Annotated in this window: 15 protein-coding genes; 9 read left to right on the plus strand and 6 right to left on the minus strand. The window is 75.1% G+C overall.

Annotated features, from left to right (window positions below; genetic code table 11):
* The first annotated feature begins 78 nt into the window (after positions 1-78).
* From OG389_RS33905 to OG389_RS33925, 4 genes are all read left to right on the plus strand, one after another.
* Positions 79-1,035: a hypothetical protein gene (locus OG389_RS33905; protein WP_328302780.1), complete on the plus strand. Its 957-nt coding sequence runs from the start codon at positions 79-81 to the stop codon at positions 1,033-1,035.
* 257 nt (positions 1,036-1,292) lie between these two features.
* Entirely contained in the window at positions 1,293-2,963 is a 1,671-nt protein-coding gene (locus tag OG389_RS36925) for a cytochrome P450 (RefSeq protein ID WP_443059384.1), read from the plus strand.
* A 116-nt stretch (positions 2,964-3,079) separates the two neighbouring features.
* Positions 3,080-4,228 carry a hypothetical protein gene (locus tag OG389_RS33920; protein ID WP_328302782.1) on the plus strand — a complete coding sequence of 383 codons (1,149 nt, stop codon included), beginning with the start codon at positions 3,080-3,082 and terminating at the stop codon, positions 4,226-4,228.
* Positions 4,225-4,470, plus strand: a complete 246-nt coding sequence (locus OG389_RS33925; protein WP_328302784.1) for a hypothetical protein — start codon at positions 4,225-4,227, stop codon at positions 4,468-4,470. The genes OG389_RS33920 and OG389_RS33925 overlap by 4 nt, the downstream gene beginning before the upstream one ends.
* A gap of 18 nt (positions 4,471-4,488) precedes the next feature.
* Here OG389_RS33925 and OG389_RS33930 read toward each other — a convergent pair whose 3' ends face one another.
* Together OG389_RS33930 and OG389_RS33935 are read right to left on the minus strand one after the other, a co-directional pair.
* Positions 4,489-5,886: a GntT/GntP/DsdX family permease gene (locus tag OG389_RS33930; RefSeq protein ID WP_328302786.1), complete on the minus strand. Its 1,398-nt coding sequence runs from the start codon at positions 5,884-5,886 to the stop codon at positions 4,489-4,491.
* 59 nt (positions 5,887-5,945) lie between these two features.
* Entirely contained in the window at positions 5,946-6,461 is a 516-nt protein-coding gene (locus tag OG389_RS33935) for a gluconokinase (protein ID WP_328302788.1), read from the minus strand.
* Between the two features lie 149 nt (positions 6,462-6,610).
* On the opposite strand from OG389_RS33935, the gene OG389_RS33940 reads away from it, so the two are divergent.
* The 3 genes from OG389_RS33940 (at position 6,611) to OG389_RS33950 (ending at position 11,030) form a co-directional block, all read left to right on the plus strand.
* A complete protein-coding gene (locus OG389_RS33940; RefSeq protein WP_328302790.1) occupies positions 6,611-7,339 on the plus strand; it encodes a FadR/GntR family transcriptional regulator in 729 nt (242 codons plus the stop codon).
* A gap of 1,177 nt (positions 7,340-8,516) precedes the next feature.
* Positions 8,517-8,843, plus strand: coding sequence for a hypothetical protein (locus OG389_RS33945; RefSeq protein ID WP_328302792.1), 327 nt, complete (start codon positions 8,517-8,519; stop codon positions 8,841-8,843).
* Positions 8,844-8,906: 63 nt separating this feature from the next.
* Positions 8,907-11,030, plus strand: coding sequence for an ATP-binding protein (locus OG389_RS33950; protein ID WP_328302793.1), 2,124 nt, complete (start codon positions 8,907-8,909; stop codon positions 11,028-11,030).
* 57 nt (positions 11,031-11,087) lie between these two features.
* On the opposite strand, the gene OG389_RS33955 is transcribed toward OG389_RS33950, so the two are convergent.
* The 3 genes from OG389_RS33955 to OG389_RS33965 all read right to left on the minus strand — a co-directional run bounded on the left by OG389_RS33955 (position 11,088) and on the right by OG389_RS33965 (position 14,622).
* The gene (locus tag OG389_RS33955; RefSeq protein ID WP_328302795.1) at positions 11,088-11,522 is read right to left on the minus strand and encodes a hypothetical protein; all 435 of its coding nucleotides are present in this window, start codon (positions 11,520-11,522) and stop codon (positions 11,088-11,090) included.
* Positions 11,523-11,569: 47 nt separating this feature from the next.
* Positions 11,570-12,430, minus strand: a complete 861-nt coding sequence (locus tag OG389_RS33960) for an NAD(P)-dependent oxidoreductase (protein ID WP_328302797.1) — start codon at positions 12,428-12,430, stop codon at positions 11,570-11,572.
* A 248-nt stretch (positions 12,431-12,678) separates the two neighbouring features.
* Entirely contained in the window at positions 12,679-14,622 is a 1,944-nt protein-coding gene (locus tag OG389_RS33965) for an ABC transporter ATP-binding protein (protein ID WP_328302799.1), read from the minus strand.
* 139 nt (positions 14,623-14,761) lie between these two features.
* Here OG389_RS33965 and OG389_RS33970 point away from each other — a divergent pair, with 139 nt between their 5' ends.
* The gene (locus tag OG389_RS33970) at positions 14,762-16,807 is read left to right on the plus strand and encodes an AMP-binding protein (RefSeq protein WP_328302801.1); all 2,046 of its coding nucleotides are present in this window, start codon (positions 14,762-14,764) and stop codon (positions 16,805-16,807) included.
* A 9-nt stretch (positions 16,808-16,816) separates the two neighbouring features.
* Here the strand turns inward: OG389_RS33970 and OG389_RS33975 are convergent, their stop codons facing one another.
* Positions 16,817-18,745 carry a GNAT family N-acetyltransferase gene (locus OG389_RS33975; protein ID WP_328302803.1) on the minus strand — a complete coding sequence of 643 codons (1,929 nt, stop codon included), beginning with the start codon at positions 18,743-18,745 and terminating at the stop codon, positions 16,817-16,819.
* A gap of 103 nt (positions 18,746-18,848) precedes the next feature.
* Here OG389_RS33975 and OG389_RS33980 point away from each other — a divergent pair, with 103 nt between their 5' ends.
* Positions 18,849-19,271, plus strand: a complete 423-nt coding sequence (locus OG389_RS33980) for a DUF350 domain-containing protein (RefSeq protein ID WP_328302805.1) — start codon at positions 18,849-18,851, stop codon at positions 19,269-19,271.
* Positions 19,272-19,292 lie beyond the last annotated feature (21 nt).

Genomic DNA, 19,292 nt, shown 5'->3' on the forward strand with positions numbered 1-19,292 from the left:
GGCATTCGGGTGGCCGGCGCCGACCGGCCCGCGCGACGCGCGGGGGCGCGGGCGGGAGGCCCCGTACCGTGGCTGACCATGACGCTCCAGAGCGACCGGGCCGGACAGGCCGAGCAGGGCGAGCCGGCCGGGCAGGGCGGTCAGGCCGGGCAGGCCGGGCAGGGCGGGCAGGGCGGGCAGGCCGGGCAGGCCGGGCAGGGCGGGCAGGGCGGGCAGGGCGGTCAGGGCGAGGAGGCCGGGTGGGCCGAGCAGGCCGGGTGGGCCGAGCAGGCCGGGCAGGGTGAGCAGCCCGAGCCGGCCGCTCCCCGGACACCGGCGGGGGGCGCGGACCGGATCCGGGGGCTTCTGCGGGAGGCCGACCCCGGGGCCGCCTGGGCGGTGGGGGGCCCGGACGGCCCGGACGCGGTGGTCGAGGCCGATACCGCAGCCGCCGAAGCCGCATCCGGTCGCGAAGGTGCCTGCCCCGACGTCAGCGGGCTGGCGGCCGTGCTCGCCGTCTGGCCCGTCATCGGCATCCTCGTGGAGGCGGGGGAACTGCACCTGCACACCCCCCTCACCGCCTACGGGGCGGGCGCGGACCTGCCCGCCGGAACCACCGCGCACCACCTGCTCACTCACGGCTCCGGGATGTCACCCGTCCTCGTCGGCCTCGCCGGGCGGCTGTGCGGCAGCCCCCTCGCCGGCTTCGCCGCGGAGCGGATCTGGGAGCCGCTCGGCATGACCCGCACCCGCTTCGCCGCCGACGGCACCCTGCGCGCGCCCGTCGCCGACCTGGCCCGGTTCCTGGGGCACCTGCTCGCCCCGGCGGGCGGCCCGGTCAGCCCCGCCTGGAGGGCGGAATCCCTGCGCATCCGCACCGGCGAGCTCGTCCCGGCCCGCGGTCTCCTCTGGAACCCGGCCCCACACGGCTCCTGGTCGCACGGCGAAGGCCCGGCCCTGTGGGTCTCCCCGCGCCGGCAGCGCTGGGCGGCCCTCCTCCCGACCACCCCGTCGGCGTCGCTCCGTACGGCCTTCCGTGAGGCGGTGTTCGGCTGAACCCGCGTCTTCTTGAGGTGAGTCGTGCTGTCATGGCGTCATGAGGAAGACCCGCCGGAAGGACCGTGACGTACCCGGTCCGCAGAGCCCCTGGGACGAGATCGTCCCTGGCATCTGGATGGGCGGCCACTACTGGACCGACCCGGCCGGGGAGCTGCGGCCGGTCGTCGTCGGAGCCGAGTTCGACCTCGTCATCAGCCTTTTCACCCGCCCGGGCCACGGCCCCGACCCCCCGTGTGGAACACCTCGTCGGCGAAATGCCCGACGCCCCGCTCGCGGGCCCGCGGCTGCGTACCGTCCCGCGGCTCGCCCGGGCGGCCAGGACCGGCCTCGACTCCGGACGGCGGATCCTGGTCCGCTGCCAGTCCTGGGCCCTGCACAACGAGACCTTCGAGGCCTACCTCGACGCAGGCCTGGACGCGGCCGCACTGCTCATGGAGCTCGATCCCGAACAGGGAGCCGAGTCCCTTCCCTGGGGCCGGTCGTCAAACACGGCGTTGCCGTCCGGGCCCCGCTGGTCCGCCGGTGGTCCTCGAAGCGCGGACCCGGGGTGCTCGACGTACGGTGAGCGCGAGATCACCGACCGTCGAGTCCCGGCTGCGCGGAGGTACACGGATGCGTACGGCCCACGAACCCGCCCTCGAAGCGCGCACACCCCCGGCCCCGGCAGCGGCGGCCCCCGTATGACGGCCCGTGCGGCACGCGCGGGGCGGGCCGGGAGCGTCCGGTTCGCCGCGGCCCACACCCTGCCCGTCCTCGTCCGGGGCTTCGTGAGCGCCCGGCCCCGCGCGGACCGCGGGCACGCCGGGCCGGGCAAGCCCCGGTGGTCGGCCGCGACCCTGCGGGCCCTGCGCGCCCGCCACGGCGGGGCGCCCGTGCTCGTACGGGGGCTGACCGGCCCCGTCCTGCTCGTCCTCGATCCCCAGGACGTGCGGCAGTTCTACGCCGAACCCGTCAGCTCCCTCGCCCTCCCCGCCGGCGAACCGGACGGCTGCGCCCACGCCGGGCTCCGCGCCGAGCGGCGGGCGGTCGACGACTCGGTCCTCGCCGCGGGACTGACGGTGCACCCCTCGTGCGGGGCGTTCCTCTCGGTCCTCGCGGAGGAGGCCCGGCGGCTGACGGCGGGCGGAACCCTCGAACTCGCGCGCGCCCGGCACGTGGTGGCCCGCGCCGCGCGGCGGATCGTTCTCGGCGACGCGGCCGCGCAGGACGTGGAACTGAGCCGTCGTTCCGGACGTTTCCACGACAAGGCCGGCGCGCGCATCGCCGCGTACGCCGACCTCGCGGAGCCGCACACCCTGGTGGGGCGGGCCCGCCGGCACGCGGACCCCACCGGCGCCCTGGACCCGGTCGGACAGGCCCGCCAGTGGATGGCGGCCTTCGACCTCGTCCCGGGCATCCTGCTGTGCACCCTGCTGCTCCTCGGCGCCCACCCGGCCGAACAGGACGCGGTTGCCGCCGAGGCGCGGGCGGCAGCTGCCGGGCACGGCTCCGCCCAGGGCGCGTTGCCCCGGCTGCGCGCCTGCGTGCGGGAATCGCTGCGGCTGTTCCCGGCGGTCCCGGACCTGATGCGGATCACCCGCGCCGAGACCGAGTGGCGGGGCGTGCGCCACCCCGCCGGGACCTGTGTGCTGCTGCCCGCGCTGTTCCACCAGCGCGACCCCGAGCACGTGCCCGCCGCGCACGTCTTCGTGCCGGGCCGGTGGGCTTCGCGAGATGCGGTCCGGGACGTCAGGATGGCCCCGTTCAGCCATGCCGACGGCCGCTGTCCCGGCGAGCAGTTGGGGCTGCTGATCACCTCCGCACTCTGCGCGGAGGTACTGCGCGGCCACCGGGTCCAGGCCGTCAGGCCCGTGCTCGATCCCCTCGGCCCGCTCCCCGCCGCCCTGGACCCCCAGGGCATCCGGCTGCGACTGACCCGCCGCTGACCTGGGGCGCCCGGCGCCCCAGACGACCCCGGTCGCCGCATCCCGACCCGGCCGGCCACCGCCGCACCGCCGCACTGCCCCACCCCCGACCATCCGTCCGACCCGACGAGGAATCCATGTCCGACGCCGCGACCCCCGCGACCTCCGAGTCCGCCGACCCGGACGCCGATCAACTGGGCGCCCTGTGCCGGGAGCTGGCCGAGGCCGCCGACGCCGTCGGCGAAGCCGCCGGTTACGCCTCCCGGCTGGCCCTCGGCTCCCGTCTGCCGGTCACCGCCCTCGGCCTCGGCAGCCGCCGCCGCGCGGCCTGGCGTACGCTGCTGCGCGCCCTCACCGACCCGGCCGGGCTCGGCTGGGCCGCGCGGGGGCGGGGCGTGGCGCGGGCCGGATGGCTCGCGGGGGTGTTCACCGGCCGGGAGAGCCTCGCCGTGAGCCTCGCGGTGTGCGGCCTCAAGGGCCGGATCCGGGTCGCCCGTACCCGTAACCCGGGCATGTCCGCGGACCCGGCCGCCGCCGAGGTGCTCCTGGCGGTGGAGGAGGACCGGCAGGCCGACGCGGCCCGGGCGTTCCGCGAGATCATGCGCCGGCAGGGCGCGGGACCCGCCTTCGCCCTGCTGAACCCGTCCTTCGCCGACATCCTGGCCTGGCACGCGCTGACCGACGACAACCCCTTCAACGACCATTCCGGCTGGCAGGTGGCCACCGGCCGGGCCGTGGCCGCCGAACCGCTCCTCGGGCTCGGCGCCGCCTTCCGGGCCTTCTTCGACCGGGGACCCGCCTGTCCCGAGCCGGGGACGGGGCTCCTGGCGGACCTGGACACCACAGGCACCCCGGCCGGGTACCGGCGCAACGCCGAACGGATCGGCGCGGTGGCGGGCGCCGTCCTGCTCCAGGAGGTCATCGGCCCGGACGGGGTCGAGCGGTGCGTGGTCCAGCTCGCCGGTCCACCACCGGACCCCGGCAGCCCGGACGCCCCGCACGACGCGTACGCCGCGCACGTCCGCGTGGTGGCCGCGACCGTACGCCGCCTCGTGCCCTCCGGGACCGAACTCGCCCTGCTCGGACGCGGACCGGGCGGCCGGGCCGCGGCGCGACTGGCCGGGAGCCGGGACTTCACCACCGTCTACCGGGTCACCTGGGTGGGTCCCGGTCCGGGGCCGGGGCCGGCCGCGGCCCTCGCGGTCTTCCAGGGCCGGGTCACCGGAAGCCATCTCGTGCGACTGCCGGGCCATCCCGACGTCTTCGTCCCGGGGAGGACCCGGTGACGGGCACCCGCGACCACGGCGAGCCCGCCCCGGCCGACGGTCTGCGCGCCCACTCGGCTGCCCTGCGTTCGCACGCCGAGCGGCTGCGCCGCGCCGTCGGCGACCTGCGGTGGCAGGGCCCGAGGGCCGACGCCTTCCGCGCGGAGGTGGCGGACCTGGCCGACCGCTGTGCCACCGCGGCGGGCGGCCTCGACCTGGCGGCGGCCCAACTGGCCGGGCCCAGGCCCGGGGACACACGCTAGGGCGGTGGCCGGGGGGTGTCAGAGGACCAGCGACAGCAGCAGGACGAAGGCCAGACCGACCACCGAGATGATGGTCTCCATCACCGACCAGGTCTTGAGGGTCTGGCCGACCGTCATGCCGAAGTACTCCTTGACGAGCCAGAAACCGGCGTCGTTGACGTGGCTGAAGAAGAGCGAGCCCGCCCCGATGGCGAGGACCAGCAGGGCGGTCTCCGTCGTCGGCATGCCTGCCGCGAGCGGGGCCACCAGGCCGGCCGCCGAGATCGTGGCGACCGTCGCCGAGCCCGTCGCCAGCCGTATGGCCACCGCGATGAGCCAGGCCAGCAGGAGGGTCGGTATCGCCCAGCTCTGGGACAGGTCCATGATCATCTGGCCGACGCCCACATCGATCAGCGTCTGCTTGAAGCCGCCGCCCGCGCCCACGATCAGCAGGATGCCGGCGATCGGGGCCAGCGACTTCTCCACCGTCACCGATATCCGGGCCCGGGTGAATCCGGCCGCGCGGCCGAGGGTGAACATGCCCACGAGCACTGCCGAGAGCAGGGCGATCAGGGGTGAACCCGCGACGTCGGTGATCCGCTGGACCGCGCTGGCCGGGTCGTCGACCACGATGTCGACCAGGGCCTTCATGAGCATCAGCGCCACCGGCAGCAGCACCGTGAAGACCGTCGCCCCGAAGCGGGGGCGGTGTTCGAGCTCCGCCGAGGGCCGTTGCGGGATCATGTGCTCGGGCGCCGGGATGTCCACCCACCGGGCCGCGTACCGCGAGAACAGCGGGCCCGCGATGACGACGGTCGGGACGGCGACGAGCACACCGAGGGCGAGGGTGACGCCCAGGTTGGCGTGGAGCGCGTCGATGGCGACCAGCGGGCCGGGGTGCGGGGGAACCAGTCCGTGCATCACGGACAGTCCGGCCAGTGCGGGGATGCCGATCCGCATGAGCGAGTAGTTGCCCCGCTTGGCCACCAGCAGGACCACCGGGATCAGCAGCACGATGCCGACCTCGAAGAAGAGCGGGAGCCCGATCACCGAGGCGATCAGCACCATCGCCCACGGCATCGCGCGGCCCTTGGCGCGGGCCAGGATGGTGTCCACGATCTCGTCGGCGCCGCCCGAGTCGGCGAGCAGCTTTCCGAGGATCGCGCCGAGCGCGATCAGTACGCCGACGCCCGCGACCGTCGCACCGAGCCCGGCGGTGAAGCTGGTGATGGTCTTGGCCAGGGGGGCGCCCGCGAAGACTCCGAGGGCGAGTGAGCCGAGCGTCAGCGCCAGGAAGGCGTGCAGTTTGAGGCGGGTGATGAGCAGGACGATGACGGCGATGCCCGCGAGGACGGCGATGCCCAGCTGGGCATCGCCGGCCGAAGTGATCGGTTCGGCGGCGGCCGCTGCCAGAGTCTCGACGCTGAGACTGGTCACGGTGTGGTTCCTTCGTTCTCGTTCTCGGGTGGGGAGGGTGAGGGAGTGGGGCCGTGCTCCTACGCGAGCGGCGCCGGAAGGCGGCGCAGGGCGGCCAGCGCCCGTGCGGTGATCTCCTCGGGGGGCCCGGACACGTCGACGAGGACGCCGGGCTCGTCCGCCTGGAGCGGCTCCAGCGTGGCGAACTGCGAATCCAGCAGGGTGGTGGGCATGAAGTGCCCCTTGCGTGCCGCCATCCGCTCCTCGATCAGCGGCCGTTCACCGGTGAGGTGCACGAAGACGGTCCCGGGAGCGATCGAGCGCAGCCGGTCGCGGTAGACCCGCTTGAGCGAGGAGGCGGCGACGACTCCTCCACTGCGGCCGGCCCGGTTGCGCATCCACTCGCCGATGGAGTCCAGCCAGGGCCAGCGGTCAGCGTCCTCCAGCGGGGTGCCCGCGGACATCTTGGCGACATTGGCCGCCGGGTGGAAGGCGTCGCCCTCCGCGTACGGGAGGGCGAGCGCGTCGGCGAGCAGCCGTCCCACGGTCGTCTTTCCCGTCCCGGCCACGCCCATCACCACAATGACGCGCGTCATCGCGCACCTCGTTTCGCTGTCCTCGTCGACACCGGCCCGCAGGACCGGGACCTGGCACCACTGAAACCCATTACGTAGTACTTATTCAAGGGTGTGGTGGTAAAACATCACATCTTTTGTTCGTCGGGGGGTCACCGTACGCTTGCGCCATGACCACTGAAGGGCCGGGAGGCCCGGGAGAGCAGGGCGGCCAGGGGCTCCACTCCCGCGTACTGGACACCCTCGGCCTGGCGATCACGGCGGGGGAGCACCCGCCCGGCAGCGTCCTGCGCACCGATGAGATCGCCGAGCGCTTCGACGCCTCCCGCACCGTGGTCCGCGAGGTGGTCCGCGTTCTGGAATCGATGCACCTCGTCGAGTCCCGCCGCCGCGTCGGGGTCACCGTCCGCCCCGCCGAGGAGTGGAACGTCTACGACCCGCGCGTCATCCGCTGGCGCCTCGCCGGCACGGACCGCCCCCGCCAGCTGCGCTCCCTCACGGTCCTGCGCTCCGCCATCGAACCGGTAGCGGCCGGACTCGCGGCCACCCGGGCCACCCCGGAGCAGTGCGCCGAACTCACCGAAGCGGCCCTCGGCATGGTCCGCACCTCGCGTGGCCACCAGCTCGACGGCTACCTCCACCACGACATCGCCTTCCATCGGACCGTGCTCAACGCCTCCGGCAACGAGATGTTCGCGCGGCTCGGCGATGTCGTCGCCGAGGTGCTGACCGGGCGCACCCAGCACGCGGTGATGTTCCACGACCCCGATCCGGCGGCCGTCACCCTGCATGTCCGGGTGGCCGAGGCCGTACGGGAGGGGGACGCGGCCGGAGCGGAGGCCCTGACCCGGCGGATCGCGGTGGGCGCGCTGGAGGAGCTGGACGTGCTCGCGCCGTAGGCTCGCGCCGTCGGGCGTTGGGTTCGGTGTCCCGGGAGCCGGCGGGCCCGGGGGCCCGGCTCCGGGGTCCCGCCGTCCGGCGTACCGCCACCGCGTGTCGTTGGACCAACTCGTTGACGATGCGGCGACATTAGCGTTTTTGATCTTCATCGGACCCCCGCCCGGGAGATGCTCCCCCTCGCTTCGGCCGGAGCAGACGACCATTTCCGTTCGGTGAAGGGGTACTCGCATGTCTTCCACAGCAAGAACCGGACGAAGGGCCCGGCTGGCCGGCGGCCTCGTGCTGCCGGTGGCGGTGGCGCTGGGTGGATTCACGGTCCCGGCGGTGGCCTCCGAGTCAGGCGCCGCGAGCGGGGCCGGCGTCGCCGCCGCGGCGTCGTCCCCCGGGGCGGGCGAACCCGTACACGGTGCGGAGTCCCGCGAACGATCCGCCCCGCGTGCGGCGTACGCGCCCCCGGCGCCGGGGGCACGTACCTCTCGGCAGGCTCCATCGGAGAGCCGAGTGACGGGCTCGGAGCCCTCCGCGCACCCGGCGAACTGCGCGGAGGGTCGGGCGGAGTCGTCCGTCCCGGGGTCCGGTCACCCGTGCCCCGGCCCCGCCGGACCCAGGGGCCCCAGGGGGGCGCAGGGACCCGCCGGTCCGCCGGGCCTCAAGGGGGAGAAGGGCGGCGCCGGACCCAAGGGCGACGCCGGCCCGCCGGGCACCAGGGGTGAGGCCGGCGAGGCGGGGGCCGCGGGGCCGAGGGGAGCCGCCGGACCCAGGGGTGAAGCCGGGCTCAGGGGTGAGGCCGGGCCGAAGGGTGACGTCGGACCGAAGGGCGAAGCCGGGCCCCAGGGTGAGGCGGGTGCCAAGGGCGAGGCCGGCGCGCCAGGAGCCAAGGCCGACGCCGGCGCGAGGGGCCTCGCCGGGCCCAAGGGGGATCCCGGGCGCACCGGGAACGCCGGAGCCGCCGGGCCGCAGGGCCAGCAGGGAGCGGCGGGCCAGGCCGGTCCACCGGGAGTGCAAGGCCTGCCCGGACTCCCCGGCGCCGCGGGTCCGCAGGGCTTCGCGGGACCGCCCGGACGGCAGGGCGCCGCGGGTCCGACCGGCACCGCAGGGCCGATCGGGCCGATCGGGCCCGTGGGTCCGCAGGGGGTGCCCGGTCCGATGGGCCCGTGCACCTCGGTGGACAACCAGATGCCCAACAACTCCGAGGAGTTCGCACTCGTCCTCAAGGGCGGCAAGACCTACCTCGGCCGCCGAGCCCGCGACATGGCCGGGGTCTGGGGCGACTTCAGCTGGACCGACCTCACCGTGGCGCCCGTCACCGGCTATCCGGCCGACGTCTGCACGGTCGCGCTGGCCATCCAGGGCAACGACGTGAAGATCAAGGCCGTCACCAGGACGGGCACGCTCTACCACACCCACTGCGAGACCAACGGCCGCACCGTCACATGCAACGCTCCCTGGGCGGCGGTGAATACGCAGCCCGGAGCGGTACCGCCCCCGCCACCGGCCCCCTGACCCGCGCCCCCGGCACTCCCGTGCCCGGATTCCGGCACCCGCCCCGTACGCCACACTGGGCGGGTGCTGGGACATGACGACGGGTATGCGGGCGGCGGGTCCGCCTCCTTCGTGGGGCGGACCGGTGAACTGGCCTGGCTCGAAAGGGCTTTGCATGACGATCGGCTGATCACTCTGACCGGTCCGGGCGGCGTGGGCAAGAGCCGCCTGGCCCGGCAGGCCCTCGGCCGGGCGGCCGCCCCCGGGCCCGGGGGCCCCTTCCCCGACGGGGTCCACTGGGCCGACCTCTCCGCGCTGCCCGACGACCGACTGCTCCTGGCCACCGTCGCCGACGCCCTGGACCTCGCGGACCACACCTCCCGGACCCCGGCCGCAGCGGTGCGGGAATGGATCGGCGGGCGCCGGCTGCTCCTCGTACTGGACTGCTGCGAGCACCTGGTGGCGGCCGTACGCGGTCTCGTACGGGAGCTGCTCGGCGCGGCCCCGCACCTCGTGCTGCTGCTGACCAGCAGGCAGCCGCTCGGCCTGGAAGGCGAACGGGTCCTGGCCGTCGGTCCGTTGCCGCACGCCACCGACCCGTACGGCGCCGAGGAGGCCCTGGCCCTGTTCACCCGGCGGGCCACCGCTGCCGCCCCGGGGCAGGCCCCGCCCTGGACCGAGGCCCGGCTCGCGGCCGCCCGGGCCGTCTGCGCCCGCCTCGAAGGGATCCCTCTCGCGCTGGAACTGGCCGCCGCGCAGCTGACCGACCACACGGTCGAGGAACTGGCGGTGCGGCTCGCCCGCAGGATCGGCCCGCTGTCCACGGCCGCCCCCGTCGAGCCGCCGCGCCACCGCGCGCTGCGCACCGCCATCGGCTGGAGCCACGAGTGGTGCGAGCCGCGCGAACGGCTGCTGTGGCTGCGGCTGTCCGTCTTCGGCGGCTCCTTCGACGAGCCGGCCGCGCGCGCCGTCTGCGCCGCGGCCCCGCTCACCGGGGCGGACGTCCCGCCGCTGCTGGCGGCCCTGGTCGCCAAGTCCGTCGTACAGCGGGGCGCGGACGGCTCGTACCGGATGCTGGACACGATCCGGGAGTACGGGGTCATGTGGCGCGACGGGGCCGGCGAGCGCGAGGCGCTCCGGGCGGCGCACGCCGCGTACTTCACCGAGCTGGTGCGCGCCGCCGAGCGGGACTGGCTGGGCCCGGCCCAGCGACTGGGGTACCGGCGGGTCTCCGCGGTGCACGGAGACCTGTGCGCGGCCCTCGACCACTACCTGGCCACCGACCCGGCGCGGGCCCTGGAGCTGGCCGCCCGGGCCGGCTTCTTCTGGGCCTGCTGCGGACACCTGCACGCCGCACGCGGCTACCTGGAGCGGGCGCTGGCCGCCGCGCGGCCCGAGGAAGTGCCCCCGCGGATCCGCGTGCGCGCACTGTGGGCGCTCGGCGTGACCCTGCTGCTCCAGGGCGAACAGGACCAGGCCCACCGGATCGCGGTCGGCTGCGAGACACTGGCGGCGACGCTGGAAGGCGCGGGCCACGGTGACGGCGGCGACGGCGACGGCGAGCGTGACGCCGGTCCGGTGCTGGACGCCGCGTACCTGCTGGGTCTGAGCCACCTGCTGGCCGGGCGCCCGCTCGCCGCGCGGATCGTCTCCGAGAACGCCCTGGAGGCCTTCCCCGGCGAGCCCTTCGACTCGGGGCCGCGGATCCGCTGCCACCTCGTACGGGTCTTCGCGCTCACCGGCATGGGCCTGCTCACCGATGCCCGGCAGGAGGCGGAACTGCTGCGCGCCGGCTGCGCCGAGCGCGGCGAGCACTGGACCCGGGCCTACGCCGACTACCAACTGGCCCTGATCTGCCTGTTCGAGGGCCGCCCCGTCGAGTCCGCCGCGCACGCCCGCGCCATGCTGGAGAGCAAGCGGGAGCTGGGCGACAGCTTCGGCACGGCGCTGGGCCTCGACCTGCTGGCGGCGGCCAGGGCGGCGGCCGGTGACGGGGCGGGGGCGGCGCGCGCGTACGGCGCGGGCCACGCCTACTGGCAGGCGGTCGGCCACCCGCAGCGCGGTACGCCCGAGCTGGCCTCCGTACGCGAGGAGTTCGAGCGCACGGCGCGCGGGTCCCTCGGCGACCAGGCGTACGAGGCGGCCTTCCTGGAGGGCGTCCGGCACGGCCACAGCCTGCGCACGCGTCCGCGTCCGTACGAGAACTGACAGAGCGTGGGACGGGGACGGGGCGAGGACGGAACGGCGTAGCGGGGCCAGTGGGGCCTACGGGGCCGGACCGTCGGTGAGGCTGACGGTCGGGCAGCCGAAGAGCTCTGTGAGGAGCCGGCGCTGTCGGTCCGTCAGCGGATTGACGAAGGCGACCGCGTCGGCCCCGGTGGCCTCGCGGACCACGGCCACCTCGCGGGCCTTCCCGCGGCCGATCAGCGTCCGCGAGGAGAGCGGCCGGGACATCCCGCGGACGCCGCCGTCGGAGACGCCGCGGCGCTGGACGGCCCGGCCGAGGACCCGGACTCCCCGGTCCGTCAGCCCCGCGGCCGCCGCGTCCATGACCGAGGCGAAGTCCTTGCGCTTGCCGGAGAAGAGGCCGACGAGCACCACTGCCGCACCTTCGGCCAGCACTGACCGGACGGGCGGCAGGGGGTCGGCGGCGGGCGCGCGCCGGGCGGAGCGGTGGTCGCGTCTGAGGTCCCGGTGCATGAACGGACCGTAGCCGAGCACCCGTACGGAGCGACAGGCCCCAGGACTCAGGGCTGGTCGGGGAAGCCCGCGTAGTAGCCGGCGGCCATGTCCTCGTCGCCGTGGCCCAAGGCGTCGGCGCGGTGGAAGCGCGCCCGCGCGGCGACCGCCAGGTCCACCGACACCCCGGCCGCCCCGGCGGCCTCGGCGATCAGGCCGGTGTCCTTCTCGGCGCCGCGCACCGTGAAACTCGGGGTGAAGTCCCGCTCCAGCACTGCCCGCATCTTGGCCTGGAGGTAGGGGTTGTCCATCGGCCCGCCGGTCACCGCCCGCGCGAACAGCTCGGGGTCCACCCCGAGTCCCTCGGCCAGTGCCAGGGCCTCGCCGACCGCCGCCGTCACGGTGATCGCGTACCCGACCGTGGCCAGCTTCAGCCGGGTCGCCGAGCCCGGCTCGTCCCCGGCGCGCAACACCTTGCTCCCGACGGCGGCGAAGACCGGGTCGAGCCGGGGGTCGGCCGGGCCGCCCACCAGCACCACCAGGGTCCCGGCCTCGGCGGGTTCGCGGGTGCCCTGCACCGGGGCGTCCACGAAGACCAGCCCGTGTTCCCGGGCGAAGGCGGCCAGCTCGTCGAGCGCGGTCAGGCCGACCGTGCCCATCTGAGCCCACACCTGGCCCGCGCTCAGGCCCTCCACGGCCGCGGCCATGGCCCGCGCCACCGCCGGACCGTCGGCGAGCATGGTGAGCACCACATCGGCCCCTGCCACGGCGTCGGCCGGCCCGTCGGCGACCACCGCTCCGTCCGCGGCGAGCGCGGCGGCCTTCTCCCGGGTCCGGTTCCACACCCGGACCTCGTGTCCGGCCCGCAGCAGGTTCCGGGCCATGCCCGAACCCATGATTCCGGTCCCCAGCAGTGCGACGGTGCTCACGGCACCACTCCCTCTCTGATGATCCTTCAGGTGTCCCGGGAGACAGTCTCCACGGGTGCGGGGCCCCATCGCCCCACCCGGGCCTCAACCCGCCACCGCGGGAGCCTCCGTGAGCACGGCTTCCAGCGGCCCCGGGGGCGAGGCGGGCCGCTGCGCCACCGTGTCCGAAATGGGCGAGCCGGCCCGACGGTGAACCGCTGGACCCCGCAGATCCGCTCCGATCCGCTCCGGGCCGGACCTGACGCCGTCTACGGGGACGTGGTCTGCCCCGTCCGGCCGGCCCCCGGGCCGGGCCCCCCGTCCGCAGCGCTGCCGGTTCCGCTGTCCTTGCCCGCCGCCGCGAACTGGGTGCGGTACAGCTCCTCGTAGCGGCCGCCCAGGGCCAGCAGCCGGGTGTGGGTGCCGCGTTCGACGATCCGGCCGTCCTCCACCACCAGGATCAGATCGGCCGCCTGCACCGTCGAGAGACGGTGCGCGATGACCACCGCGGTCCGGCCCGCCAGGGCCTCGGCGAGGGCCTCCTGGACGGCTGCCTCCGAGGTGGAGTCCAAGTGGGCGGTGGCCTCGTCCAGGATCACCACCCGCTGCCCGGCCAGCAGCAGCCGGGCGATGGTGAGCCGTTGGCGCTCCCCGCCCGACAGCCGGTAGCCGCGCTCGCCGACGACGGTGTCGAGCCCGTCCGGGAGCGAGGCCACGAGCCCGTCCAGCCGGGACCGGCGCAGGGCCGCCCAGAGCTCGTCCTCTCCCGCGTCCGGGCGGGCCAGCAGCAGGTTGGCCCGGACCGACTCGTGGAAGAGGTGGCCGTCCTGCGTGACCATGCCCAGGGTCTCGCGGATGGAGTCGGCGGTGAGGTCCCGGACATCGATCCCGCCGAGGCGGACCGCGCCCGCGTCGGCGTCGTACAGCCGGGGCAGCAACTGCGCGATCGTCGATTTGCCGGCGCCGGAGGATCCGACCAGGGCGATCATCTGCCCCGGTTCGGCACGGAAGGACACCTCGTGCAGGACCTGCGTGCCGCCGCGGGTGTCCAGGGTCGCGACCGCCTCCAGCGAGGCCAGGGAGACCTTGTCGGCCGACGGGTACCCGAAGGAGACCCGGTCGAACTCCACGGCCACCGGGCCCTCCGGGACCCGGCGGGCGTCGGGCTTCTGGGAGATCAGCGGCTTCAGGTCGAGGATCTCGAAGACCCGCTCGAAGCTGACCATGGCGCTCATCACCTCGACCCGCGCCCCGGCGAGCGCGGTCAGCGGCGCGTACAGCCGGGTCAGGAGGAGGGCGAGGGCGACGACGGAGCCGGCGTCCAGGGTGCCGCGCAGCGCGAAGTGGCCGCCGAGCCCGTACACGAGCGCCAGGGCCAGCGCGGAGACCAGGGTCAGGGCGGTGATGAAGGCCGACTGGGCCATCGCCGTCCGGATCCCGATGTCACGGACCCGGGCGGCCCGCGCCGCGAACTCCGCCGACTCGTCGGCCGGGCGCCCGAACAGCTTCACCAGCGTCGCGCCCGGCGCGGAGAACCGTTCCGTCATCTGCGTGCCCATCGACGCGTTGAGCGCCGAGGCCTCCCGCTGCATCGCCGCCATCCGCACCCCCATCCGGCGGGCCGGCAGCACGAACACCGGCAGGAGTACGAGGGCCAGCAGGGTGATCTGCCACGAGATGCTCAGCATCACGGTCAGCGTCAGCAGCAGCGTCACCGTGTTGGAGACCACCCCTGACAGGGTGTTGCTGAAGGCCCGCTGCGCGCCGATCACGTCGTTGTTGAGGCGGCTGACCAGCGCTCCGGTACGGGTCCGGGTGAAGAACGCGACCGGCATCCGCTGCACGTGGTCGAAGACCGCCGTCCGCAGATCCAGGATCAGGCCCTCGCCGAGGGTGGCCGACAGCCGCCGGATGAGCAGGCCGAGGCCCGCCTCCGCGACCGCGATCAGTGCGATGAGGAGGGCGAGGCGGGTGACCGTACCGCTCTCCTTGCCGTCCACGATCGCGGTGACCACCCGGCTCGCGAGCACCGGGGTGGCCACCGCGAGCAGGGCGGTCACCACGCTGAGCAGGAGGAAGAGCGTCAGCCCGCGGCGGTGCGGGCGGGCGAAGGCGGCGATCCGGCGCAGGCCGGCGCGCGAGAGCGGGCGACGGTCCTGCTGGGCGTTGATGGCACTGTGCAGCGATGTCCAAGCGGTGACTTCCATGTCCATGTGTCGAACGGTATGACCTCAACCAAACTTGAGGTCAAGCGATGGGGTGCCGGTTACCCCGATCCGTGGCCAACTCCCGCTCGTACGAGGGATTTTCGCGGCCCTCGTACTTGTCGGTGCCCGGTGGGAGAATCGGTCCATGACGCAGGGATCAGAGTCCTCCACGCACCCCGCCCCGCGCACCGACGACACCGTCCTGTCCCGCTTCGAACGCTGGGTGCGCGACACCCCCGGCGCGCAGGCCGTCGCCGCGGGCGCAGCCAGTCTCACCTACGGACAACTCGACACGCGAGCCAATCAGTTGGCGCACCACCTGCTGAACTCCGGCCTGCCCGACCGGGCCGTCGTCGCCGTGGCCACCGCCAGCCGGTCCGAACTCCTCGTAGGCCTCCTCGCCGTTCTCAAGGCCGGCGCCGCGTACACCGTCATCGACGTCGGGAACCCGCGCGCCGGGCGGCTCCAGATCGCCGCCGCCCGCCCCTTCGCCCTGCTGGCCGACGCGCTGGACCAGGCACGCCTGGACGACGGCGGCGACCTGCCCGTGATCCGCCTCGGCGCGGAGCGGGCCGTGCAGGGCGGGACGCCCCCCGAACCGCCGGCCCGCACCCCGCGAGAGGGCGCCGCCGCCGTCCTGTTCACCGGGGGCGCCGACCGACGGGCCGTCCGCCTCGGCCACGACCTGCTCCTCGCCGCCCACCAGGGCTGGGCCCGGGTGGCCGGGCTGACCCCCGAGGACCGGCACCTGTTCACCGCCGCACCCGACCTCACCGCCTTCGCCGCCGGATGGACCCGTGCCCTGTGCGAGGGTGGCGCCCTCGTCCTGCCCGAGGGCCCGCACTGGACGGCCGAGTCCCTGCGCCGCGCGGTCGAAGCCGAGCGGGTCACCGTCCTGCACACCGACCCGGACACCGCCACCCAGCTCCTGATCCGCGACCGTGAGGCGGCCCTGGCCCACACCCTGCGCCGCCCGGACGAGGAACTGCGCTCGCTGCGCATGGTCACCGTCACCGGCGACCGGCTCTACCTCGACGAACAGTCCGCCCTGCTCGCCCGGCTGCGGTCCGGGGCCCGGCTGCTCAACGTCTACGGGCTCACCGAGGCGGCGGGCGCCGGGACCTGGTTCGAACTCTCGCAGCTGGCAGGCCCCTTGGACGGCTCCGAGGAGATCTCGCTGATCGGCGAACCCTTCCCCGGCTGCCACGTGGGCGTACGTGACGGGGAGATCCGCCTCACCGCGGTGGACGGTGGCGAGGAGATCGGGACCGGCGACCTCGGGGCGCTGCGCCCCGACGGGCTGATGGCGTTCGGCGGCCGGCTCCGCGACCGGTTCACCGTCGACGGCCATCCCTTCGACCCGCACCCGGTCGAATCAGCGATCCGGTCGCACGAAGGGGTCGGCGGCGTGGTCCTGGCCGGGGTCCCCGGAGCCGGAAAGGGCAGGAACGCGCGGCCGGTGCTCGTCGCCTACCTCGCCCCGCCCGCCGACAACGACAGCTGGCCCCCGGGCTCCGACCTGCCCGGCAGCGGAGAGCTCCGCCGGCACCTGAACGGCCGGATCCCGGGCGCCCGCATGCCGGACGCGGTGTTCCGGCTGCCCCGGATCTCCCGGGACCGGGCCGGCCGCGAGGAACGCACGGCCCTTCCCCTGCCCGCGACGCCGCCTCCGGTCGGTGGGACGTCCGGGGGGACGTCCGGCGGGAGCAAGTACCAGCCGGGGTCCGCGGGCACCGGGACGGCCGCGTTCGTCTTCTTCTGCGGGATGGGGCTGCTCGTGCTGGGAGCCTTCGCGATGGGCCTGGCCGCGATCATCTGGCCCGGGTCCATGGACCTCGGCGGAGTCCCGAACCCGTACGCGGCACTGTTCTTCCTCCTCTACCTCGCCGAGTCCTGGTCGTTCGCCGCCGGCGTGCTGTTCCTGTTCATCGGCCGCTCCAGAATGCGCCGCCACGGCCGCCGCGGTCCGCGCATCACCGCGGCCGCCCACCTGGCGATCGTCTACCTGCTCGCCGCCTGGTGGCCCCAGGACAACTTCTACCGGCTCGCGGCCAAGCAGGACTGGCCTCAGCAGGCGGCCCTCGTCTACGCCTTCAACATCCCCCTGATGGTCGCCGCCGGGATCGTCGCGGTCTACGCCACCCGCCCGCCGCTCAGCGCCTTCGACGTGGAACCGGACCGGGCCGGCTGAGCCCTGCCGTCACCGCGGGAGCCGCTCGAACATCCCCCCGACGGACAGCGCCCGCGCCCGCACCAGCCGCTCGGCCGCGTCCAGCGCCTCCCGGCCGGCCGCGGCCACCAGGACGCCCGTCCAGGGCGCCGGTTCGAAGGCTCCGGTCGGGATGGCGGGGACGAACACCGCCCCGATCGCGGCGCACCGGCGGGCCAGTTGCTCGCACAGATCACCGAACTCGGCCTCCGGCAGCCGGGCACCCAGCTCCACCCGGTCGCAGATGCGTACGAGGTGTCCCGCGCCCCGCAGTTCGTCGAGCCGGGCCGCCACCATGAAGGCGACGGCCGGCCCGGTCAGCCGCAGGTTGGTCTCGGTCGGGGCGAGCCGGCCCTCGCCGTCGGAGACGAAGTCGACGTCGAACCAGCCCCGGTACCCGGCGGCCGACAACTCCCGGCCCACCGCCTCCCCGAAGGCCAGCAGCGGCTTCTCCGCCCAGCCGGGCAGCACCCCGGGTCCCACCGTCGCCCCGCGGTACCCGCCGTCCGCCACGTCCATCACCGCCCCGCCGACCTCGTGCACCCGGCCCCGCGCGTCGACGAATCCGTCGTACGTGAGGTCGCCCGGTTCCGCCGGGTCCGCCGGGCCGGACACGTACTCCTCCACCAGCAGCGGTCCGCGCGGCAGCGCCCGAAGTGCCGCCCGGGCCCCGCCGGCCGCGCGGACCCGCCCGGGGGTCATCACCGTGGTGCCCGAACCTCCGACGCCGTGCTCCGTTTTGAGAACGCTGCTCTCCCCGGCCCGGGTCCGGGCCGCCAGCAGCCGGACCGCCGACCGCCGGGTGTCCGCCCGCCACTGCGCGGGCAGCGTGATCGAGGGGTGCCCGCCCTCCGCCAGGATCCGGCCGAACAGCCCGTGCGCCGCCGACTTCGACTCGTACCGCAGCTCGCCGGGGAGCCACGGCCGTCCCGCCAGCCGGGCGAAGGGGGCGGTCAGCCCCCACGGCACGAGGGGCACGCCGACGCCCTCGCCGCTCCCGTCCGTGCTTCCGCTTCGGATCCCGGCGGCGGTGGCGGTGGCGCCGCTCGCGGCCCCGGCGTCGGCTCCGGTCAGCCGTGCGGTCAGCGCCGGCCGGGCCCGTACGGCGTCCGACAGGCCGGGACCGTCCGCCGCGAGCCCGTCGTACACCTCCACCCCGGTGGGCCAGCCCAGTTGGCGTCCCACCAGCGCGATCCAGCCCGCCGGTACTTCGCGCGGCAGGACCAGTGCGGCCGGGAGCGGACTGTAGAAGGCGGCCAGGCAGGCGTAGTGGTGCGCGGCCCGCTGCTCCGGGTCCAAGGAGGCGTCGGCGAACTGCGCGTTGTACTCCGCGACATTGCCCACGTGAACGGCGGCCGCGCCGCCCGTCCAGGCCCTCGCCCAGGGGGCCAGGCCCGCGGGCGCCACCTCGAACCGGACCAGCGCGCCGGGGACGCCCACGCCCGTGTTCACGGCGCCCGGGCGGGCGGAGCCCCTGTCCACGGCGTCCGCGTCCCCCGGACCCCGTGCGCCCACGGCCCGGTAGAACCCCGTGGCGTGCGGATCGGAGTCGATCAGCAGTCGGCGGAAACCGAGCCCGGCGGCGCGGCGCAGTACGTCCCGGTAGAGCAGCCGGCCCACGCCCCGGCCGATGGCGGCCGGCTCCACGAACAGCAGCCCGAGCCGCCCGAGCGGCGGCTCCCCGTCCAGGGAGGCGAGCCCGAGCACGGCCGCCGGGCCGGTCCCGGTCCCGGCGTCGGCTGCGGCTTCGGATTCGGCGACGACGATCCGCCGCACCGCCACGTCGGCGGCCCCGATCCGCAACTCGGGGGCGCACGCGGCCAGGAACCCGGTGTCGTACCCCCAGTGCGCCTTCGACCGCATGACCAGCGCGGACAGCGCGCCGGCCTCCGTCGGCCGCGCGGGCCTGAGCTTTGCCACTTCCTGACCTCCCCATGGTCCGGGGCCATGCCGTGCGATAGATTCGGCCACCGCGACGACAGGCGTGCGACGTACTTCCTACCCACCCGGAGACGGCTTCTCAATGAGCGACATCATCAATGGACTTGGCCGCACCACCGCATTCGGCGGCGTCGGTCTGGTGCTGCTCATCCTCGGCATCGTCCTGGTGGACGTGCTGACCCCCGGCAAGCTGCCGAAGCAGATCTGGGAGGAGCGCAACCGCAACGCCTCCGTCCTGCTCTCCTCCGCGCTGGTCGGCATCGGCGGCATCGTCTTCACCTCGATCTGGACGACGTACGACGACTTCGGCAAGGGGCTCCTCTCCACCGCGGCGTTCGGCGTCCTCGGTCTCGTCCTGATGGCGGTGGCCTTCCTGGTGCTGGACCTGGTGACCCCGGGCAAGCTCGGTGCGATCGTGGTCGACCCCGAGCCGCACCCCGCGGTGTGGGTCTCGGCCGCGTGCAACATCGCGGTCGCCGCGATCGTCTCCGCTTCCATCGCCTGACGGTCCGACGCCTGACGGTCC

This window comes from Streptomyces sp. NBC_00435 (genome assembly GCF_036014235.1).
Classification (GTDB): Bacteria; Actinomycetota; Actinomycetes; order Streptomycetales; family Streptomycetaceae; genus Streptomyces.